This window comes from Fervidobacterium gondwanense DSM 13020 (assembly GCF_900143265.1).
In the GTDB taxonomy this organism is placed as follows: domain Bacteria; phylum Thermotogota; class Thermotogae; order Thermotogales; family Fervidobacteriaceae; genus Fervidobacterium; species Fervidobacterium gondwanense.
In genome coordinates, this window is record NZ_FRDJ01000004.1 from 150,440 (window position 1) to 167,881 (window position 17,442).

20 protein-coding genes and 8 tRNA genes are annotated in these 17,442 nt (G+C 41.3%); 15 read left to right on the forward strand and 13 right to left on the reverse strand.

Annotation, left to right across the window (positions count from 1 at the left end; all coding sequences use genetic code 11):
- Positions 1-11: 11 nt before the first annotated feature.
- The 9 genes from BUA11_RS05100 to BUA11_RS05140 form a co-directional block, all read right to left on the reverse strand.
- Positions 12-1,133, reverse strand: coding sequence for an iron-containing alcohol dehydrogenase (locus BUA11_RS05100; protein WP_072759069.1), 1,122 nt, complete (start codon positions 1,131-1,133; stop codon positions 12-14).
- A gap of 12 nt (positions 1,134-1,145) precedes the next feature.
- Positions 1,146-2,039, reverse strand: coding sequence for a DMT family transporter (locus BUA11_RS05105; protein ID WP_072759071.1), 894 nt, complete (start codon positions 2,037-2,039; stop codon positions 1,146-1,148).
- Between the two features lie 33 nt (positions 2,040-2,072).
- Positions 2,073-3,518, reverse strand: a complete 1,446-nt coding sequence (locus BUA11_RS05110) for an MFS transporter (protein WP_072759073.1) — start codon at positions 3,516-3,518, stop codon at positions 2,073-2,075.
- Positions 3,515-4,348 carry a carbohydrate ABC transporter permease gene (locus BUA11_RS05115; RefSeq protein WP_245789532.1) on the reverse strand — a complete coding sequence of 278 codons (834 nt, stop codon included), beginning with the start codon at positions 4,346-4,348 and terminating at the stop codon, positions 3,515-3,517. Before BUA11_RS05115 ends, BUA11_RS05110 begins: the two co-directional genes overlap by 4 nt.
- On the reverse strand, positions 4,345-5,262 hold the full coding sequence (locus BUA11_RS05120) for a carbohydrate ABC transporter permease (RefSeq protein WP_072759075.1): 918 nt from the start codon (positions 5,260-5,262) through the stop codon (positions 4,345-4,347). Before BUA11_RS05120 ends, BUA11_RS05115 begins: the two co-directional genes overlap by 4 nt.
- Complete coding sequence (locus tag BUA11_RS05125) at positions 5,234-6,508, reverse strand: extracellular solute-binding protein (protein WP_072759077.1); 1,275 nt, start codon at positions 6,506-6,508, stop codon at positions 5,234-5,236. The genes BUA11_RS05120 and BUA11_RS05125 overlap by 29 nt, the downstream gene beginning before the upstream one ends.
- 351 nt (positions 6,509-6,859) lie before the next feature.
- Complete coding sequence (locus tag BUA11_RS05130) at positions 6,860-7,342, reverse strand: GNAT family N-acetyltransferase (protein ID WP_072759079.1); 483 nt, start codon at positions 7,340-7,342, stop codon at positions 6,860-6,862.
- A gap of 12 nt (positions 7,343-7,354) precedes the next feature.
- Complete coding sequence (locus BUA11_RS05135; RefSeq protein ID WP_072759080.1) at positions 7,355-8,134, reverse strand: TSUP family transporter; 780 nt, start codon at positions 8,132-8,134, stop codon at positions 7,355-7,357.
- 37 nt (positions 8,135-8,171) lie between these two features.
- Positions 8,172-9,002, reverse strand: a complete 831-nt coding sequence (locus BUA11_RS05140; protein ID WP_072759083.1) for a VIT1/CCC1 transporter family protein — start codon at positions 9,000-9,002, stop codon at positions 8,172-8,174.
- A gap of 254 nt (positions 9,003-9,256) precedes the next feature.
- Here BUA11_RS05140 and BUA11_RS05145 point away from each other — a divergent pair.
- The 15 genes from BUA11_RS05145 (at position 9,257) to BUA11_RS05215 (ending at position 13,768) form a co-directional block, all read left to right on the forward strand.
- A tRNA-Glu gene (locus tag BUA11_RS05145) sits at positions 9,257-9,332 on the forward strand.
- Between the two features lie 28 nt (positions 9,333-9,360).
- Positions 9,361-9,435: transfer RNA gene (locus tag BUA11_RS05150), tRNA-Val, on the forward strand.
- A 44-nt stretch (positions 9,436-9,479) separates the two neighbouring features.
- Positions 9,480-9,555, forward strand: a tRNA-Phe gene (locus BUA11_RS05155).
- Between the two features lie 102 nt (positions 9,556-9,657).
- Complete coding sequence (gene rpmH / locus BUA11_RS05160) at positions 9,658-9,792, forward strand: 50S ribosomal protein L34 (protein WP_072759085.1); 135 nt, start codon at positions 9,658-9,660, stop codon at positions 9,790-9,792.
- Positions 9,774-10,178: a ribonuclease P protein component gene (gene rnpA, locus BUA11_RS05165; protein ID WP_072759197.1), complete on the forward strand. Its 405-nt coding sequence runs from the start codon at positions 9,774-9,776 to the stop codon at positions 10,176-10,178. Before rpmH ends, rnpA begins: the two co-directional genes overlap by 19 nt.
- On the forward strand, positions 10,150-10,419 hold the full coding sequence (gene yidD, locus BUA11_RS05170; protein WP_072759087.1) for a membrane protein insertion efficiency factor YidD: 270 nt from the start codon (positions 10,150-10,152) through the stop codon (positions 10,417-10,419). Before rnpA ends, yidD begins: the two co-directional genes overlap by 29 nt.
- Before the next feature lie 27 nt (positions 10,420-10,446).
- The gene (gene yidC / locus BUA11_RS05175; protein ID WP_072759089.1) at positions 10,447-11,775 is read left to right on the forward strand and encodes a membrane protein insertase YidC; all 1,329 of its coding nucleotides are present in this window, start codon (positions 10,447-10,449) and stop codon (positions 11,773-11,775) included.
- A gap of 50 nt (positions 11,776-11,825) precedes the next feature.
- Positions 11,826-12,500, forward strand: coding sequence for an RNA-binding cell elongation regulator Jag/EloR (gene jag / locus BUA11_RS05180; RefSeq protein WP_372589797.1), 675 nt, complete (start codon positions 11,826-11,828; stop codon positions 12,498-12,500).
- Positions 12,463-12,801 (forward strand): cupin domain-containing protein, encoded by a 339-nt coding sequence (locus BUA11_RS05185; RefSeq protein ID WP_072759093.1) that lies wholly within the window; start codon positions 12,463-12,465, stop codon positions 12,799-12,801. Before jag ends, BUA11_RS05185 begins: the two co-directional genes overlap by 38 nt.
- A gap of 110 nt (positions 12,802-12,911) precedes the next feature.
- Positions 12,912-12,988, forward strand: a tRNA-Pro gene (locus tag BUA11_RS05190).
- Positions 12,989-12,993: 5 nt separating this feature from the next.
- A tRNA-Gly gene (locus tag BUA11_RS05195) sits at positions 12,994-13,069 on the forward strand.
- A gap of 29 nt (positions 13,070-13,098) precedes the next feature.
- Positions 13,099-13,175 (forward strand) — tRNA-Arg (locus BUA11_RS05200).
- 33 nt (positions 13,176-13,208) lie between these two features.
- Positions 13,209-13,284 (forward strand) — tRNA-His (locus BUA11_RS05205).
- 36 nt (positions 13,285-13,320) lie between these two features.
- A tRNA-Arg gene (locus BUA11_RS05210) sits at positions 13,321-13,397 on the forward strand.
- A gap of 107 nt (positions 13,398-13,504) precedes the next feature.
- Positions 13,505-13,768, forward strand: coding sequence for a stage V sporulation protein S (locus BUA11_RS05215; protein WP_072759095.1), 264 nt, complete (start codon positions 13,505-13,507; stop codon positions 13,766-13,768).
- 56 nt (positions 13,769-13,824) lie between these two features.
- Here the strand turns inward: BUA11_RS05215 and BUA11_RS05220 are convergent, their stop codons facing one another.
- The 4 genes from BUA11_RS05220 to BUA11_RS05235 all read right to left on the reverse strand — a co-directional run bounded on the left by BUA11_RS05220 (position 13,825) and on the right by BUA11_RS05235 (position 17,429).
- On the reverse strand, positions 13,825-15,081 hold the full coding sequence (locus BUA11_RS05220) for a TrpB-like pyridoxal phosphate-dependent enzyme (protein WP_072759097.1): 1,257 nt from the start codon (positions 15,079-15,081) through the stop codon (positions 13,825-13,827).
- A 20-nt stretch (positions 15,082-15,101) separates the two neighbouring features.
- On the reverse strand, positions 15,102-16,223 hold the full coding sequence (locus tag BUA11_RS05225; RefSeq protein ID WP_072759099.1) for an ABC transporter substrate-binding protein: 1,122 nt from the start codon (positions 16,221-16,223) through the stop codon (positions 15,102-15,104).
- 358 nt (positions 16,224-16,581) lie between these two features.
- Entirely contained in the window at positions 16,582-16,935 is a 354-nt protein-coding gene (locus BUA11_RS05230; protein ID WP_072759101.1) for an ABC transporter permease, read from the reverse strand.
- 200 nt (positions 16,936-17,135) lie between these two features.
- Positions 17,136-17,429: a polyhydroxyalkanoic acid system family protein gene (locus BUA11_RS05235; protein WP_072759103.1), complete on the reverse strand. Its 294-nt coding sequence runs from the start codon at positions 17,427-17,429 to the stop codon at positions 17,136-17,138.
- Between the last annotated feature and the right edge of the window lie 13 nt (positions 17,430-17,442).

Genomic DNA, 17,442 nt, shown 5'->3' on the forward strand with positions numbered 1-17,442 from the left:
GTTATCAATTATCAGTATATTTGATTAAGTATCTCCAACACGTCTTCGTATCTCGGTTGACCTGGGGTTAAATCTATAATACGAGCCTCCATAGAAACCTTAGCTATATTTTCAAGCTCTTCCTCTTTAACACCATAATCGCGGAGTCTTGTAGAAAATCCTGCAAACTCTATGAGTTCTTCAACCTTCTTTGCAAGTTCATCGATATTCTTCAAGGATAAATATTGAATAAGCTCGTCCATTTTTTCTTTAACATGCTTATATGTCCACATTATCAAGCTTGGAAGAGTCAATGCGCAGGCAAGCCCGTGCTCTACGTTATAGAAACTCGTTATTGGAAAGCTTATCGCATGTGCTGCAGTTGTACGTGTTTGGCTGAACGCTATACCCGCTATCGTTGCGGCGATAGCCATCTCGTCCCTTGCCCACTCTTCACCATTCAATGAAGGTTTAAAATTTTCAAAAATCATCTTCATAGCTCTTAACGCAAGTCCTTCCGTGTACGGTTGCGTGCTTGTAGCCCAGTAGCTTTCTATGGCATGAGTTAACGCGTCTAAGCCTGTTGTACCAGCCACTCTATGAGGCATCGAGTACGTGAGAACCGGATCAACGAGTGCTATATCAGCCCAGAAAGTCTTGCTCGTCATCGGCTTTTTTATGCCATTTACAGTATATACACCAACGTTGGTTACCTCACTTCCCGTGCCTGAGGTTGTTGGAACAAGCATCAGCGGTAATCTATTCTCAAGTTTCTTTTTACCTTCAAGATATTCGCTTAACTTCCCACGACTGACAATCAATGAGCTGACAGCTTTGGCTGTGTCGAGCGTACTTCCACCGCCTATTCCAATCACACCATCGAAATTGAATTTTCCACTTGTGTAATCGCAAGTGATGCTGATAATATCGTCGACCATCTCGCATGGTGGGTTTGGAAGTATCTTGTCAAATACAAAGAAAGAATCGTACTTGCTCATCGCCCTTTTAAAATACTCGCTTTGGCTAACGTATGGATCACATATAACCAAAACGTTTGAAAAACCCGAAATCTCGCGTGAATTCTCTAAACCGCCCTTTTTGTAGACAACCCTTACAGGATTGTAAAGCTCGAAATTCTCATGCCCTTTTATCATAAGCACCACCTTCTAACCACGTTTTGATTTTCTAAAATAATTGCTCATGGTGAGTATAAAAGCACCAAAGAGCACAATAACCACACCTATTATCTGCTTTGTGTTGACTGCCTCACCGAAGAGTGACATCACAATTAAGACATAAACTGGCATAAATAAAAGTGAAGTTCTCACAAGCCAAACAGGAAAAATTCGCAAGTTCCGGTAATAAACTACATAAATCAGATACTGAAGAATACTTGCCATGACCAACCCTGTTGTAGATGCCTTCAATCCAAAATTACTTAATCCCAGTGCGACCTCATTAACCAGATTATTAAGTGAGAAGATAGAGAAGAAAACCAACGTGAAAAAGTTATTATAAAAAGCTATCACAAAATCTGATGCGGGGTTTTTCTTATCTTCTTGGACACTTCTAATAACAAACGCATTGAGACTTATAAAAAACGCGCTGAGAAGGAAAAAGACATCCCCGTAAGCAAGCTTAAATATACTACCACTGCCTGAAACGAGGGCAACGCCAAAGAGCATGAGAACCATCGACAAGATATCCATAACCCCTGGCATCTGTCCAAGAAATGCTGATATGACCGTCGAGAAAAGAACGTCTGTTCGCAATAACACTGCACCTTTCGAAGCCGATGAGTATTTGAAACCAAGAAAAGCTGTTATGTCGAGCGCAAATCCAAGTAATCCTATCAAAACTAACCTGGGAAATATATTTTTAAGTCTTAATAATTCATAGCTCTTCTTTGATAAGAAACCCACAAAAAGCATTAAAAAAAGCACAAAAGTTCTTATAAAAATCCCTGTAAAAACAACACTATACGTTGTTAATGCAAACTTGTTGGTTATATAATAACTACCCCATACGATTACCAAGGCTAAGAGATTTATTAACTTGATAAGCTACACTCCCCTTTTTGAATATACTTTTGATTAAATAAGTTCCCTTTTCAACTCACTCAGTATATTTTCCTCAACCTTGTCCCCTTTTCGCCTTTTTTCGAGTATTGAGACAAGTAGCTTGTGCTTTTCTGGTTTCAGTGGATACTTTATGGCGGAAATCACGCCTATTACAAGTAGTAGAATAGGACCAAACAAGATAATCATACGTATTGCTAATATAACATTCGCAGGCTGTTGGGGTATCTCGTTCCCAACCGGGTTTATGTATCCGACAGCACCGAGTATCAGTAAAATCACTGCCTGGACTAAAGCAGACGCAACTTTTCTCAAAAACGTTGCCATTGAAGATATATTTCCTTCTCTTCGCTCACCGCTCTTGAGTTCCGCAACGTCTGTAACATCGCCAAGGATAGTGTGTGGCATCACCGCAACGGCAGACACCCCAGAACCGATGAGTGCAGCAATACCAAGAAGCACAGCATTAGACCATTCTGGTTTGAAGAAGAACGTTGCAGCAGAACCTAACATCCACACGAAAGCTCCAAGCATATAGGCAAAATTCTTGCTCTTCTTTCTTGCGATAGTTGCGTAAACTGGAACGAAAATTATCTCTGTTATCAACAACACACCAAGCACTGCAGAAACGAAGAACGGCTTTCCAACGTAGTATTTCATGTAATATGGGAATATTACAGAGACAGTATCGATGGCAAGATAAGCAAAAAGGAACATGCCAAGGTATAGTCTGAATGTTTTGATTTTCAAAGGCTCAACAATAAGATCTTTAAAATTCAGTTTCGTCGTTGCAGGTTTGAAGTTCTTCTCTTTCGTAAACGCAAAAACGCCAAGGTACGGTAAAGCAAAGAAAGCACCAAAAATTATGGACATCAATAAATAACCTTTCTTCACATCGCCCGCACTTTTTACAATCATCATAGGCAAGACTGCACAGAGTAAAGAAGAAAGGAGCGAAAACGTGAGTCTTATTGAATTAATCGCTGTCCTTTCGTTGTAATCAAGCGTGATTTCTGCACTCATCGCTGTATAGGGTATAAGTACCATCGTAACGACAGTGTTCAAGAACATATATGCAAACAATGCATAGATAAATCTTGCAAAGATACTTTCAAAACTAACAGGATACCATACCATAACAAACGATAGGAATATGAAAGGAACACCGAACAAGAAATACGGTCTTCTGCGTCCCCACTTAGATTTGGTCTTATCGCTGATGTAACCCATTATTGGATCTGTTACCGCATCCCATATCTTTCCGACTAAGAATATTACAGAAGCAAATACCGGCGGAATCTTTACAACGTCAGTAAGAAAAATCGCGTAGAAGAAATTTATTATGTTGAAAACTCCCCCACCGTAAACATCACCAAAGCCAAAGAAGAATTTCGTTATGAAAGGCACCTTTTCTGTTCCAACCACAGTGCTAACTTGTTTACCTCTTTCACTTTTGCTCATCCCTTTATCCCCCCTGCTACTAATCCTTTGATAATATATTTTTGAAGTGACAGTGTGATTACAAACACCGGTAGCAGCATGATCGTACCTGCAGCAGTTAACTGCCCCCACTTTGGAGCATATTGTCCGAGCAAACCGTTCACTGCTACGGGCGCGGTCTTTGCATTGACTGAAGAAAGTATGAGAGCGTACAAGAATTCATTCCAAGACATCAGAAACGCAAAAACGCTTGCAACCACCAAACCGGGCGAGACTAAAGGAAAGAAGACTCTCCAGAATACAGTGAATTCACTTGCACCGTCTATTCGAGCTGCCTCTTCATAATCGGTTGGAACAGCAGCAAAGAATGGCAAAAGCAACCATATGACGTACGGAATATTGAAGCTGATGTGTGCCAGAACAATGCCCGTAAGTGTGTCCCTTAACTGCAATTGGTTAAACATTACAAAAAGCGGTATAACGAGCGATATTTGAGGTAACATCCTGAAAGTAAGAAACATGTAAGCTATCGTCTCTTTCAGCTTAAAAAAGTATCTTGTTAGGCCATAAGAAGCCATTGCACCAACTACAATCGAAATGAGTGTAGAAGAAATACCAACTATCAAGCTGTTTTTCAAACTTGCCAATATATCTCTGTTCGACAAAACAGCTTTATAACTATCCAATGTTCCTTTGAAATAAAACGGACCTCGTGCCCAGATGTCTATATCTCGCTTGAACCCGCTTGTAATGACCACTAATATCGGCATCAATTCTACAACAAGAACAACAAAGGTCACCAGAATTATTAATAAGTTCACAAGTCTCTTTCTCATCTTCGTGTTCATCATCCGCGTTCACCCTCAAATTTTATATTTCCTCTGACAATTACAAAAGCTATCGCTAAGGCTATAATGAGCAACAGAATACCCATGGATGCAGCATAACCTATGTTAAAGAATTCAAAAGCCTGCTTATTTATGTACAAAGATAAGAGCATCGTTGCATTTCCAGGGCCACCGCCCGTCATTACGTAAACTTCTGAAAATATCCTCAGCGCATCAATTAACCTAAGCAGTAATGCAGTTGCGATTGTAGGTCTCAAATAAGGAATGATTATTCGGTTAACTTTCTTCCAGAAATTCGCCCCGTCGATATCAGCTGCTTCGAGAACTTCTTTTGGTATACCTGACAATCCGGCGTAAATGAACATAAACATGAAGGGCCACATACGCCATACATCTTGAACTATCACCATACCATATGCAAAAGAAGGCTCGGCAAGCCACGCCTTAACACCAAATCCAAGTCTTTCAAGAAAATAGCTGACCATCCCGTATTCTGGTTGCAAGAGCAACCTCCAAGTTAAACCTGATATCACGGGTAGTATAAAGACAGGGAGTAATAGCAGAGATCTAACAAGTGAATAAAAACGTCCTTCCCGATTTAATAATAGTGCGACAAAAAAACCTATTACCGTTTCAATAGGAATTGCTATTACAACAAAACCGAGCTGCAAGAAAAGAGAATGTATAAACTCGCTGTCTTTGAAAAGCTCGATGTAATTCTTGAGAAAAACAAATTTCTTCTCAGTGGAATGGAAAAGATGCCACTCGTGCAGTGACATGTATAAAGAATAGAAGACTGGATAAACCAATATAGTAAAAACTATTATTAAAGCTGGAAGGACAAAAAACCAATGGGGGCGAAAGCCCCCGATTTTCCCTTTTCTTGCATTATTTCTTGAGTAAGTCGTTGAGCTCATCTATCATCTTCCTTACTGCTTCTTCTGGCTTTACCTTTCCGGAAATCGCTGCCAGCCAGTTGTCGCGGATAATTTGTGAGGCTTCCGGATACCTTGTGAACCTCGGTCTTGCAACTGCGTTTTTCATTGAGTCGAATATCGCTTTGAACCACGGCCTGTCTTTGTTGTAGTTTGGATTGAGTAATAGATCAGCTCTCGCAGGCGTAAAACCTTTTGGTATTAATTTCTGACCAGTTTCAAGTGATGACCACCAGTAAGCAAACTCGGCTGCAGCTTCTTTGTTCTTGGACGCGTTTGGCATCGCCAACACCCAACAGCCTCTGATAGCCGAACCTTTCGCTGGTCCAACTGGAGGAGCTGAGTAGATTATCTTACCTGCAACAAGTGAGTTGTTTGGATCCTCATGTTGTGGGACTAATGCTGGCCACTGGAACATCGTAAATACTTTTCCTTGGTTAAATGCAGCTATACGTTCCGCATGTCCCATGTCGAGAGCGCCCGGAGGTGAAAATCTTAAGAGTTCCTTGTAGAAATTGATGGCTTCCACAGCTTTCTTTTCATCCAAGCTCACAACAACCTTTCCACCCTGCACTGTCAAAGGACTTGTTCCAAATGCTTCAAACATGAAAATTGCTTCAGCGGTTGAGCCTTCTGTTTGCTTTGTAAATGGAGCGAAACCATATATACCTTTAGAGTGGAAAAACTCCGCCATGTCTCTTAGTTCTTTAAACGTCTTTGGTACACCAAGGTCGTAACCGTACTTTGACTTGAACTCGTTCTTGTATTTTGGGTCATTTACCAGGTCTTTTCTTGTTATCCAGATATAAACATTAGCGTTAATGGGCATTCCGACGAAAACCCCAGCCCATTGCGCTGCCTCAAACGCGTTTGGTGCGAAGATATTCAGATTTGGTTTCTTGTAGACTTTTCCGCCAAACCACGAGTTAAATGGTAACATCAAATGTGCAAGAGATGGTACAAATGGTTCATCAACCGTGACGAGGTCATAATCTGTCTTATCGGGACCAACACTAACACCGATCTTCTGCAACAAATTGCCTGATGGTACAAGCTCAAGAACAACCTTAATACCTGTTTGTTTCTCAAATTCCGGTATACCATCCTTAAGCGCTTGAGTGAGAGCATCATCCCAAGCCAATACTTTGATAGTTGTGTTGTACGGTGCAGCAAAAAGCATAGCCGCAAGAAACATCAAGCTTACCATAGTGACAAATACCCTTTTCATCCTAATCACCCCCTTGGAAGTTTTACCACTTTAAAAGCAAATGTGGTAACGTTATCACAATTAAACCACATACCAGTATTAAAATAGAAAATCGATCGTTAACTGAAAAATCAAGTGTAAGTTAAGAATTTTTATTTATCGTCCAAAATCTTCTCATTACCTAAAATTTGCTCTCTATTTCTCAATGTAATATGATAACGTTATCATAAACTCGTACAGAACAATACATTAAGGACAGTTACCGCGTTGCCAATTTTCAACAATGAGAATATACGTCTTTTTGAAAAACAAACAAGAGCCCCCTTGGGGCTCTCAAATTGCTTGTCATACTATCAAATAAAAAAAATATTCCTACACTTCCCTAACCATATTCCTATAAATTCCAGGATACGAGTTTTCTATTTCAATAGCACTTACGGTCTTTCGATAATATTCTATTGGTCCGGGGTCACCTATAACTGCATATGCATATCCAACGTTGTACATGTCGTGCAAACAAGAAAGCAGAAGAGCAGTTCCTATGTTCTTACCTCTGTAAGCTTCATCTACTCCGGTCGGTCCGAAGAATCCGCGTACCGTCGCATCATAACAAGCAAATCCGACGATTTTTCCGGTGTTGGTATCGATTGCGATAAATGAAGATATTGGCTTGTTTGAAAAAGTCATATCCGTTTCACTTGCCCAATGATTTCCGAACTTTTGCCTTACCCACTCGACTACGAAGTACTTTTCCGGACCTATGGGTCTTTTAATTTCAATACCATGTTTCCTGACTTCCTCAATTACCGGTTCGAGTCTTGGAAGTTCGTAAAGCTTCACAAGCATATCGCCCATGTTCATCCCCCCCTAAACCATGTCTGAAAGTATTTTGATAAACAACAATACCAATACTCCAAGCATGACTGGTTTTATAACTTTTGCTCCTTTCTTCAACGCCAGTCCTGATCCAAGCCAATTTCCAACAATTCCAAACGCCGCTGCTGGCAAACCTATAGAGTACAAAACCTTGTTTCCGAATATGAATGTGACGAGTGCGCCAATGTTTGAAGCAAGGTTAACGACTTTTGCTGTGCCAGAAGCACTGACATGGTCCATATTCAATAAACTTACGTAGAGTATAATCAAGAACGTCCCGGTGCCAGGTCCAAAAAATCCATCGTACATACCTATGGTAAATCCTATGGCTGTAGCTACCAATATAGTTTTGGTAATTCCATAACTTGAACCAGTGTCCTCAACACTATTTTCTTTACTCTTTCTTGGATTTGTTATCAGTACAATAATCGCAGCAACTGGAATAAGGATTGCAAGAACAACTTTCAAGATATTGTCACTCAGCACCAAAGCTAATCTTGCTCCAAGGTGTGAGCCAATGAGTGAACCAACAACAGACGGAACACCAACCGAATACACAATCGCTCGTCCCTTTGCATATCTTAAAGTGCTGAAAATCGTTCCAATAGTCGAGGAAAGCTTATTTGTGGCAAGTGCGTTGTGACTTGGTAACCCAATAAACAGATATGCTGGCAGTGATATCAACCCTCCACCACCTGCGATTGAGTCTACAAAACCTGCCAAGAATACTAATGGATACAAGATCAGCAAATTTACGTAGTTTATATTCATCTCGATCCCCCATTCTTACAATTAAGCATTTATCCTACTATAGTGTTGGTATGCGAACAACCTTTTCCAAAAGCCAGCCAATCATGTAAGCAACCGCTGCTGAAAGTCCGCCAACTAAGAGCATCTCCAAACCGCCCTTGTACCACTTTACTCCGGTAACTATCTGCCTAAGAGCCCCAACAAAGAAAAGTGTCATACCGGTAATCACACAAGAAAGTAAGAACTGATTTTGAGCAAGGAAACTTCCCTGAGAAGCGAAAACGTAAGCAATCAACGGCATAAAACCGGCAATTACAAAAGACAAGAACGTCACAATCGCACTTTTCAGTGGATTCGTATCGTCTTCAAATAGTCCAAGTTCTTCGTGCAACATTGTGTCAACCCAAATTTCCTTGTTGCTCGTGATTGCATCAACAAGATTATCCAACTTTTCACCGCTCAGTCCCTTTCTTTTATATATTTCTTTGACCTCCAGTTTTTCAGCTTCTGGCATTTTCTCGACTTCCCAGAGTTCTCTCTCTTTTTCAGCCCTTATGTACTCCCGTTCGGACTTCTCAGAAAGATAATCGCCTATAGCCATAGAAAGCCCGTCAGCAAAGAGATTAGCAAGTCCTACTATAACAGCAATTTTGGGATTCAAGCTCGCACCCGCGATGCCAGAGATTGCAGCAAAAGTTGTGACAATTCCATCACTCGCACCATACACAGCTTGTCCGATGTACTTTCCCTGCTCTGTCTTATGCCAAGGCTCGTTTCCTATATGTTCTGGACTATGTAGTTTCTTGTGTGTTTCGAAATCTCCTTTTCTGAATGCCTCGCTTGCAAGCTTGGGCCTTGATTTCTTGTAGTTAAATAAAAATCTAAACACCTGAAGCACCTCCCGATTTGTGTGAATTCACTGTTTGGATGCATACGATTTTATTATATCACGTGCATAGCGAAAAACATTCTTGCTCTAAATCGTTTTTTCAGACAAAATAGATACAAAATGTTAACCTGTTCTTTTCATACTAAGTGGTTTCTACCTACTTGACAAAAATTTTTTCTTTGGTATCATAGGATACGGTCACTGACTTCGGGAAATGTGCGAAGAAAAATGTGAACCGATGTGTATATATTAACGCCCCCATCGTCTAGCGGTCTAGGACACTGGCCTTTCAAGCCAGCGGCACGGGTTCGAATCCCGTTGGGGGCGCCAGTTTTTAAAATTACAAAAAAGGCAGGTTGGGTGCGTAGCTCAGAGGGAGAGCGTCTGCCTTACGAGCAGAAGGTCGTAGGTTCAAGTCCTGCCGCACCCACCAAGTGAGAAAAATGAATCGAAATGATGATATAAAGATTTAAAGGTGGCCAGGTAGCTCAGATGGTAGAGCAGTGGACTGAAAATCCACGTGTCGACGGTTCGATTCCGTCCCTGGCCACCAGTTTTTTTACTACCTGTACAAGAAATTCAAATTAAGTGTTGAAGTTCGCATTTTTTTTGGTATAATCATTTTTAGACTAAGTTGAGAAAAGGAGGAACTGACATGAAGAGGACATACCAGCCATCCCAGAGGAAAAGAAAGAGAACACATGGATTTCTCGCAAGAAAGTCAACACCAGGTGGAAGAAAAGTCCTTAGAAACAGAAGAAGAACAGGTAGATGGAGATTAGCAGTTTAAGAAGTAAGCGGATTAACATTTTTAGAAAAAGAGAGCGCCTGAGACTCAGGAGGGATATATCCCTTCTTTTTAAAAGTGGAAGTGCTGTCCAAAACGAAGATTTCGTCATTCTTTACAGGAAAAACGGACTTGATTACAGCAGGATCGCTATATCGGTAAGAAAAAAATTTGGAAAAGCGAACCGAAGAAACAAGTTACGAAGATGGGTGCGTGAGTGTTTTAGATTAAACAAAGATTCCATACCAGCAGGCTACGATTTTCTTATCATCGCAAGGAAGAGTTTATCTGAAAAGTTTGAAAAAAGCAACTACTGGACGGTGTGCAAGACTCTGCTGAATAACTTCGAGAGGTTAATTAATGAAGAAAGCAATATTGGGAGCGATTAGATTTTACCAAAGGTACATTTCACCACTTAAACCACCAACTTGCAGATTTGAACCAACATGTTCCACATACACATTTCAAGCTGTGGAGAAATTTGGTGTTTTTAAAGGGCTCCTCCTGGGTTTCTGGCGCATTCTCAGATGTAATCCCCTTTCAAAAGGCGGATATGACCCCGTACCTGAGTATTTTCATGTTTTCCACACTCACCAAAAAAACGAAAAAACATCTGAAAAGAAAACATAATACTAAAATTGTAGGGAGGCGGTAGAATTGAAGAAGTTAACCGTCATTTTTTTGTTGTTACTGGCGATATTGGGGGTCTCGAATCTTTACGTTGAAGAACGAGTAGATTCAATTGTTGTAACGTCGAAGTATGCTCAGATCGAGATAGGATTGGATGGTAATTTAAGCAAGGTAAGTCATCTGCTTGGACGTGCTTATCTTTTCTACGTGAACGACAATGATGGATTTGATATCTTTGGTATCGATGACAACGAATTGGAAGTCGCAACACCAACTTACAACATCGAATACGGAAAGAAAAACGAAAAAGATGGCTCATATGAATCTGCTAAGATTGTCTTCAAATACGAAAACGGTATTACAAAAACTTATTCGTTCGATAGTCTTCTTCTCACCTACGCTTTCGAGGTTTTGATAAATTCTCCAGAGGAAGTAAAGGTTGGATTGCCTCTCGTCTGGGATACAGCAAATGTTAGGTCCGCAGTTAACCTTTTTATATCGTTCAGACCGGATAGAGATTACACTTCTATAGTAAAGTTCTCTGGAAAACTCGATAAAACGCGCATTGTTGGTTCTGACATCTCATTAAAGGTCTACATGGGACCTTACAAAAAGACAGTTTTAAAACACGCATTCAAAGATGACTACGAAAGAATAATTGATTTGGTAAAGACTGTTCCTGGTGCTGGTAAATGGTACAGCTTCCTTGCGGACGGTCTCAACGAATTTTTCAACTGGATAAATTCCTTAGTGAAGAATTTTGGTCTGACAATAATCATTTTCACAATTATCGTCAGACTTATACTTTATCCGTTCTACCACGCACAGACAAAACAGATGATCCAAATGAGAAAACTTCAGCCCGCTGTGGAAGCGATTAAGAAAAAGTACAAGGAACCTCAAAAACAGCAGGAAGAATTGATGAAGCTTTATAAAGAAAACAAGATTAATCCATCAAACGGATGTTTGATGCTGTTAATCCAGTTCCCAATATTCATGCTCCTGTACGGTGTAATCCAGAGTTATCAAGAACTCTTCTCAACATCTGGTGGATTCTTAATTTGGCAAGACCTGTCGGTAGGCGGATGGGGAAATAACTGGCTATTCTTGGTTATCACCATAATAACAAGCTATTATTTAGCACTTATCACAAGTCAAGACAGCAGGACAGCTTGGCAACAGATTATAATGGGGGCTATATTCCCATTCTTCTTCGTGAATCTGCCAAGCGGTATATTCCTCTACTGGACAATGAACTCCATTATCCAGCTTGCTATAACTTACTACATTTACAAGAGGTACAAAATTAAAGGTCTCACTCAACATGAGCTTTGGGGTATACAGAAGAGAAAGTAATAAACAATCTGATCAGTCTATTGATAATATAATCATAACCGCAAGAAGAGGTGATTCACTTGAAGACTTTGAACTATGTTGGGAAGAGCGTTGATGAAATTATCGAACAGTTTAGGAGCGAGTACGACGTTTTGGATAAGGAGTATGACGTGAACATAATAGATAAAGGAACACACGGTATATTCGGTCTTTTCTCCAGAGACGCCGTTGTTGAAATAACTATTTCCAACAAGTATTATGAAAGAAAGCTTAAAGAGTTTTTGGAAGAGATATTCAAAAGATTTGGTGTCGATTACTATGTCGAAGTTGCAAGCAGAGGTAAAACTTTCATAGCAACATGCCACAGCGAGGACATAGGTAAGGTAATCGGTAAACACGGAAAGGGATTGGGAGCGCTGCAGCATCTTGCGAATATATTCTTGAACAGAATTACGGACACCAAAGTAACAGTAATTATCGACGCAGGTAACTACAGAGAAAAGAGAAAAGAACAGCTTGAAAGAATCGTGGAAATGGCTGTTGAGAAAGCTAAAAAGTCAGGAAAGGTCAAATTGGACCCAATGTTCGCTTTCGAAAGAAAGCTCGTTCACGAGATAGCCAAGAAATTTAGAGACGTTCACACTTATTCAGAAGGCTTGGAACCTTACAGATACGTAGTAATCGAAGCGAAAAGAGGGGGGAAGAAAAATGAAGATAGGCGACATTTCAAGAATGCAACCGCTTGAAATTGATGGCGGTAAGATATTGAAAAGAGTTTTGATTGGTCCGAGGGACGGTGCACCCAACTTCGTCATGCGTTTATTCACCCTCAAACCTGGAGCATCGACACCGTACCACACACATCCTTGGGAACATGAAATATTTGTCGTTGACGGCGAAATTGAAGTTGTGCAAAAAGACGGGAGAACTAAGGTTTCACAAGGTGCGTTTATATACGTAGAACCGAATGAAGAGCACCAGTTCCATAATCCTTCAGAAAAAGAAGCTTCCTTTATATGTGTAATACCAAAAGAGGGTGGCGAATAAAAAGCGTTTCAGGAAATAAAAAATTAACGTAGAGTTATAGAATAATTAGCTCATACACTTACTTGACACTCCAAGAGTGATATGCTATAATTACTCACGGTCTTGAGCGTCGGGGCGTAGCGCAGATGGCGAGCGCGCCGGTCTTGGGAACCGGAGGTCGCTGGTTCAAGCCCAGTCGCCCCGACCAGCCATGCGGGTGTAGCTCAATTGGTAGAGCATCGGCCTTCCAAGCCGAGGGTTGCGGGTTCGAGTCCCGTCGCCCGCTCCAGATTTATTTTTTTAAATTTTTTCAAGGCAGCGGCCGTAGCTCAACAGGATAGAGCATCGGACTTCTAATCCGAGGGTTGTGGGTTCGAGTCCCGCCGGCCGCGCCAGAGACAGCAAAAATTTAATAGAAACTATCTGTGGTGGCTATAGCTCAGTTGGCAGAGCGCCTGACTGTGGATCAGGTGGTCGAGGGTTCAAATCCCTCTAGCCACCCCAGTTTTTTATATAATACCATCAATTGTTCACAAGGACGCGCTCGTAGCTCAACTGGATAGAGCGTCGGACTTCGGATCCGATGGTTGCGGGTTCAAGTCCTGCCGGGCGCGCCAAAAGATTACAATCACGGTTTGCAAAACGTTTGCCACTGACGGAGCCCATCTTTTGAGCAGGAACACAGGAAAAGACTTTCGTGTGTCGGAAAAAAGGAGGTAGAACTATGGAAGTACTAAAGGTCTCTTCAAAATCAAACCCCAACAAAGTGGCTGGTGCTTTGGCTGGTGTAATTAGAGAAAAAGGTAAGGCAGAGATTCAGGCTATAGGCGCAGGTGCGGTAAATCAGGCTATTAAGGCTGTCGCTATTGCAAGAGGTTACCTCGCTCCAAGCGGATTTGACCTTGTTTGTGTTCCGGCCTTCACGGACGTTACAGTTGAAAATGAAACAAGAACCGCATTAAAGTTCATCGTCTTCCCAAGAGAGTAAGAATTTTAATAGAATGATTAAAAAAGCGGTCCGAATGGACCGCTTTTCTTGTTTCATTAGTTGTTTTGATACGCATTTAGATCAAAATGACCGTGTCCGGAAAGCGTGAATACAATTGTTTCTTTCCCGTTATCTTTTGCCTTTTTAACAACGTAGGCTATAGCATGTGCCGATTCAGGTGCCGGTATAATGCCTTCCAGTTTTGCAAATAGCTTCGCAGCTTCAAAGACTTCTTCTTGTGTTACGCTTGCCGCCTTTATTAAACGTTCGTGGTACAGCTTCGACACAATCGGCGCTGCACCATGGTATCTTAAACCTCCCGCATGTATTGCTGGAGGTACGAAATCTTTTCCGAGTGTATACATTTTCATCAACGGAGTTAATCCAGCAGTATCTCCATAATCATATCTGAACTCTCCTTTTGTAAGCGACGGGCAGCTCTCCGGCTCAACAGCCACGAGGTCAATCTTTCTGCCTTGCAAGACATCTGGAATAAATGGCAGAATCGTTCCACCAAAATTTGACCCACCACCATGACAGGCTACTACCATGTCTGGGATTACACCAATCTTTTTCAGCTGTTCTTTTATCTCCAAGCCGATAACGGTCTGATGCAGTAAAACGTGGTTCAGCACACTTCCCAGTGCGTATTTCGTACCTTCCTCTGACAGGACAACTTCTATCGCTTCTGATATTGCTATCCCAAGTGTTCCAGGGTGTTCATCAGAATAGTTCTTGCCAAAATTCGTTAACTTACTCGGACTGGGCACCACCGAACCGCCAAAAATGTTCATCAAGGTTTTTCTAAAAGGCTTTTGGTTGTAACTAACTTTTACCATAAAGACCTTGACATCCAGACCGAATTTTGCCCCAGCGTACGATAGTGCACTACCCCATTGCCCTGCTCCTGTCTCGGTGACCAATGTTTTCGTACCGCTGATCTTATTGTAATATGCCTGAGCAAGTGCCGTATTGACTTTGTGACTCCCTGTCGGACTTGTTCCTTCGTACTTGTAGTATATCTTTGTCCTCGTCCCAAGATATTCCTCCAAGAACTTTGCCCTGATTAGCGGTGTTGGTCTGTAGACTGCGTATTCTCTCAAGACTGGTTCAGGAATCTTTATATATCTTTCCGTGCTCATCTCCTGTTCGAGCAATTGTTCTGGGAATATCCTCAACAACTTCTCAGGACTCATCGGCTCTTGAGTTTCAGGATCAAGTGGCGGGTCGAGTTTGAAAGGAATGTCTGCAAGTACATTGTAATAACTTCTCGGAAGTTCCTCGGGTTTCAATGCCACATACTCTCTAAACATAACTATCCCCCCTAACGTTATTATTTCAAAACGTTTGTATTCAACTTCCCGCTATAAACAAAATCGCCGTTCTTTACTTTGAGTATAACTATCTCTTTTTGGGCATTTCCTTCCTTATCTATCGATATCGCTCCAGTCGCCCCCTGGAAATTCTTGATTGACCTAATAGCCGTAGCTATAAGCTCTGGTTTTGTTGTTTTCGCTCTCTCTATAGCACTTACAATTAGCATGTAAGCATCATATCCAAGCGCAGACAATGTAGAAGGCTTAACTCCGTACTTCTTGACAAATGCTTCGACAAACTTCTTAGATACCTGCGTCACCGGAGCGTCTGGGTGGTAGTGGTCTGAGAAGTATACTCCTTCTACCGCCTGTCCGCCTATCTTTATTAATTCAGGTGCGTTTGCTCCGTCTCCCGCAAGGATGTGTCCTTTGAATCCGAGTGACCTTGCTTGCTGGGCTACCAACGCTATTTCGTTGTAGTATCCTGTCACAACTATCGCTTCTGCTCCGAATGCCAATGCTTGTGACAACTGAGCGCTGAATTCGCTGTCTCCTGATTTGTACTGGAGTTGCTGTACTTGTCCGCCGTATTTTTTGAACCTTTCGATAAAGTAGTTCGAAAGACCGACGCTGTAGTCTTGTTCGACGTCCGTGAGAACTGTTGCTTTCTTAATCTTCAGCGTCTTAACTGCGAATTCTGCAAGCGCTGTACCTTGGAGTGGGTCGATGAAACAAACCCTTGAAACAAACTTCTTGCCTTGCGTCACGAGCGGGTTCGTGGAGGCAGGACTGACCATGGGAACCTTCCTTTTTTCTGCTATCTCACCTGCAGCAAGAGAGTTTCCGCTCATAATTTCACCTATAACAGCGACAACACCCTCTTTGTCGATAAGCCTTGCGATACCGTTAGCTGATTCTGTTTTCTCGCTTCTTGTGTCCATGAAGACAAGCTCGATCTTTTCACCGAGTGCTGTGCTCTTCTCTTCGTGCGCAAGCTCGATGCCTTTCTTCACCAAATCACCAGCCGCAGCCAACCCGCCTGTGAACGGAAGTAATACACCTATCTTCACAGTTGCAACCGAAAAGACCGAAAAAACAACCGTCAATAACAAAGCAAAACCTCTTCTGAAAATACCCATACGCTCTACCTCCTTATACCAATGTAATGATGTGGGGAACAATTATTGAATTAAAAATAAAAAAGCCGGGTATGAATTTTACTCATACCCGGCGATTGTCCACTTGTTTCCTATGCTATACCCTTGCTCACTGAATATATCGTCTTAAGAACACAAGCAAAGGGGTGGACAACCACCGGTTGTCCACCACCACCAGAAGTTAACTGAACTATTTAATTCTTTTGATTTTGCAACCGTCAAATATGTCGATAAGCTACCACATAAATCCACAACGCCGCACCCCGTACACTGTTATAATTTTTTCCGATTATACCACATCCTCTCTTTGAATGTCAACTATTTTGATTATCACCAATCATCAGTAATGGCTTAAAATCCCCTTCTCCTTGGCAATCTTCTCGCATTTTTTGTAACCCAATACTCCTAAGGTAAGATAAACTAAGCTTGATATAACCAGCCACAAAAAGTCAGAACTACCTGTAGCTGCGGACATGCTCAAATCTTCAAACACAATTTTTTTACCAAGCAAGACGCCTTGAGTTAATGGAAGCATTAAACCTATCTTCCTAACTATCTCAGGAAGGTTTTCAAATGGAATAACGCTTCCGCTAAGAAAGAGTAGAATGAATGAGAAGACGTACGAAAGCTGTGTGATTTGTTTAAATAATAAGCATAAGCCTGCTATGAGAAGGTCAAATCCATATATACCCATGACAGTAATCCTTCTTCAAAAATAATATTGGGGAATTCTTTTTATTACTTAAGAATTAAAAATAGTTGGCAATGACAAGAGAGGATGCGGGCTAAGTGCAGAGAATTCAGAACATGATCGAGCTATAAAATGAGTGGCTGTTAGGGGCAATACGCGAGCAAACCACAAAAATTGGCAATGGATTGTCTATATTTAAAGATTCAGTCTTCCAAAACCTGTTGAAAAAGCTTTTGAACGTATTTGTCCATTTCACTTTCAACCTTGGCTTTGTTCGATGAATTTAGAAATGGCGAATCTATAGTTATCACGATTTTATCTTCAAGAACCCTTACCTTACCGCTTCCGAAAAAGCCAACCTTGGCACTGTAGGAATATTCGTCGGTTCGGAAGAGTTTTACACCATACTTTTTAATGTACGGTTCCATTTCACGCTCCATGATGGTAAATATCTTCTTTCTATCAAAAGAATGAGAATATTCCTTTGTTATAACCACATTAATACCCCCT

What these genes read in the sequence shown, in the direction of transcription:
- BUA11_RS05100 (WP_072759069.1), bottom strand. Translation starts at nt 1,133, where the DNA reads ATGATAAAAGGGCATGAGAATTTCGAGCTTTACAATCCTGTAAGGGTT.
- BUA11_RS05110 (WP_072759073.1), bottom strand. Translation starts at nt 3,518, where the DNA reads ATGAGCAAAAGTGAAAGAGGTAAACAAGTTAGCACTGTGGTTGGAACA.
- BUA11_RS05115 (WP_245789532.1), bottom strand. Translation starts at nt 4,348, where the DNA reads ATGATGAACACGAAGATGAGAAAGAGACTTGTGAACTTATTAATAATT.
- BUA11_RS05120 (WP_072759075.1), bottom strand. Translation starts at nt 5,262, where the DNA reads ATGAGCTCAACGACTTACTCAAGAAATAATGCAAGAAAAGGGAAAATC.
- BUA11_RS05125 (WP_072759077.1), bottom strand. Translation starts at nt 6,508, where the DNA reads ATGAAAAGGGTATTTGTCACTATGGTAAGCTTGATGTTTCTTGCGGCT.
- BUA11_RS05130 (WP_072759079.1), bottom strand. Translation starts at nt 7,342, where the DNA reads ATGGGCGATATGCTTGTGAAGCTTTACGAACTTCCAAGACTCGAACCG.
- BUA11_RS05135 (WP_072759080.1), bottom strand. Translation starts at nt 8,134, where the DNA reads ATGAATATAAACTACGTAAATTTGCTGATCTTGTATCCATTAGTATTC.
- rpmH (WP_072759085.1), top strand. Translation starts at nt 9,658, where the DNA reads ATGAAGAGGACATACCAGCCATCCCAGAGGAAAAGAAAGAGAACACAT.
- rnpA (WP_072759197.1), top strand. Translation starts at nt 9,774, where the DNA reads ATGGAGATTAGCAGTTTAAGAAGTAAGCGGATTAACATTTTTAGAAAA.
- yidD (WP_072759087.1), top strand. Translation starts at nt 10,150, where the DNA reads ATGAAGAAAGCAATATTGGGAGCGATTAGATTTTACCAAAGGTACATT.
- BUA11_RS05185 (WP_072759093.1), top strand. Translation starts at nt 12,463, where the DNA reads ATGAAGATAGGCGACATTTCAAGAATGCAACCGCTTGAAATTGATGGC.
- BUA11_RS05215 (WP_072759095.1), top strand. Translation starts at nt 13,505, where the DNA reads ATGGAAGTACTAAAGGTCTCTTCAAAATCAAACCCCAACAAAGTGGCT.
- BUA11_RS05220 (WP_072759097.1), bottom strand. Translation starts at nt 15,081, where the DNA reads ATGTTTAGAGAGTATGTGGCATTGAAACCCGAGGAACTTCCGAGAAGT.
- BUA11_RS05225 (WP_072759099.1), bottom strand. Translation starts at nt 16,223, where the DNA reads ATGGGTATTTTCAGAAGAGGTTTTGCTTTGTTATTGACGGTTGTTTTT.
- BUA11_RS05230 (WP_072759101.1), bottom strand. Translation starts at nt 16,935, where the DNA reads ATGGGTATATATGGATTTGACCTTCTCATAGCAGGCTTATGCTTATTA.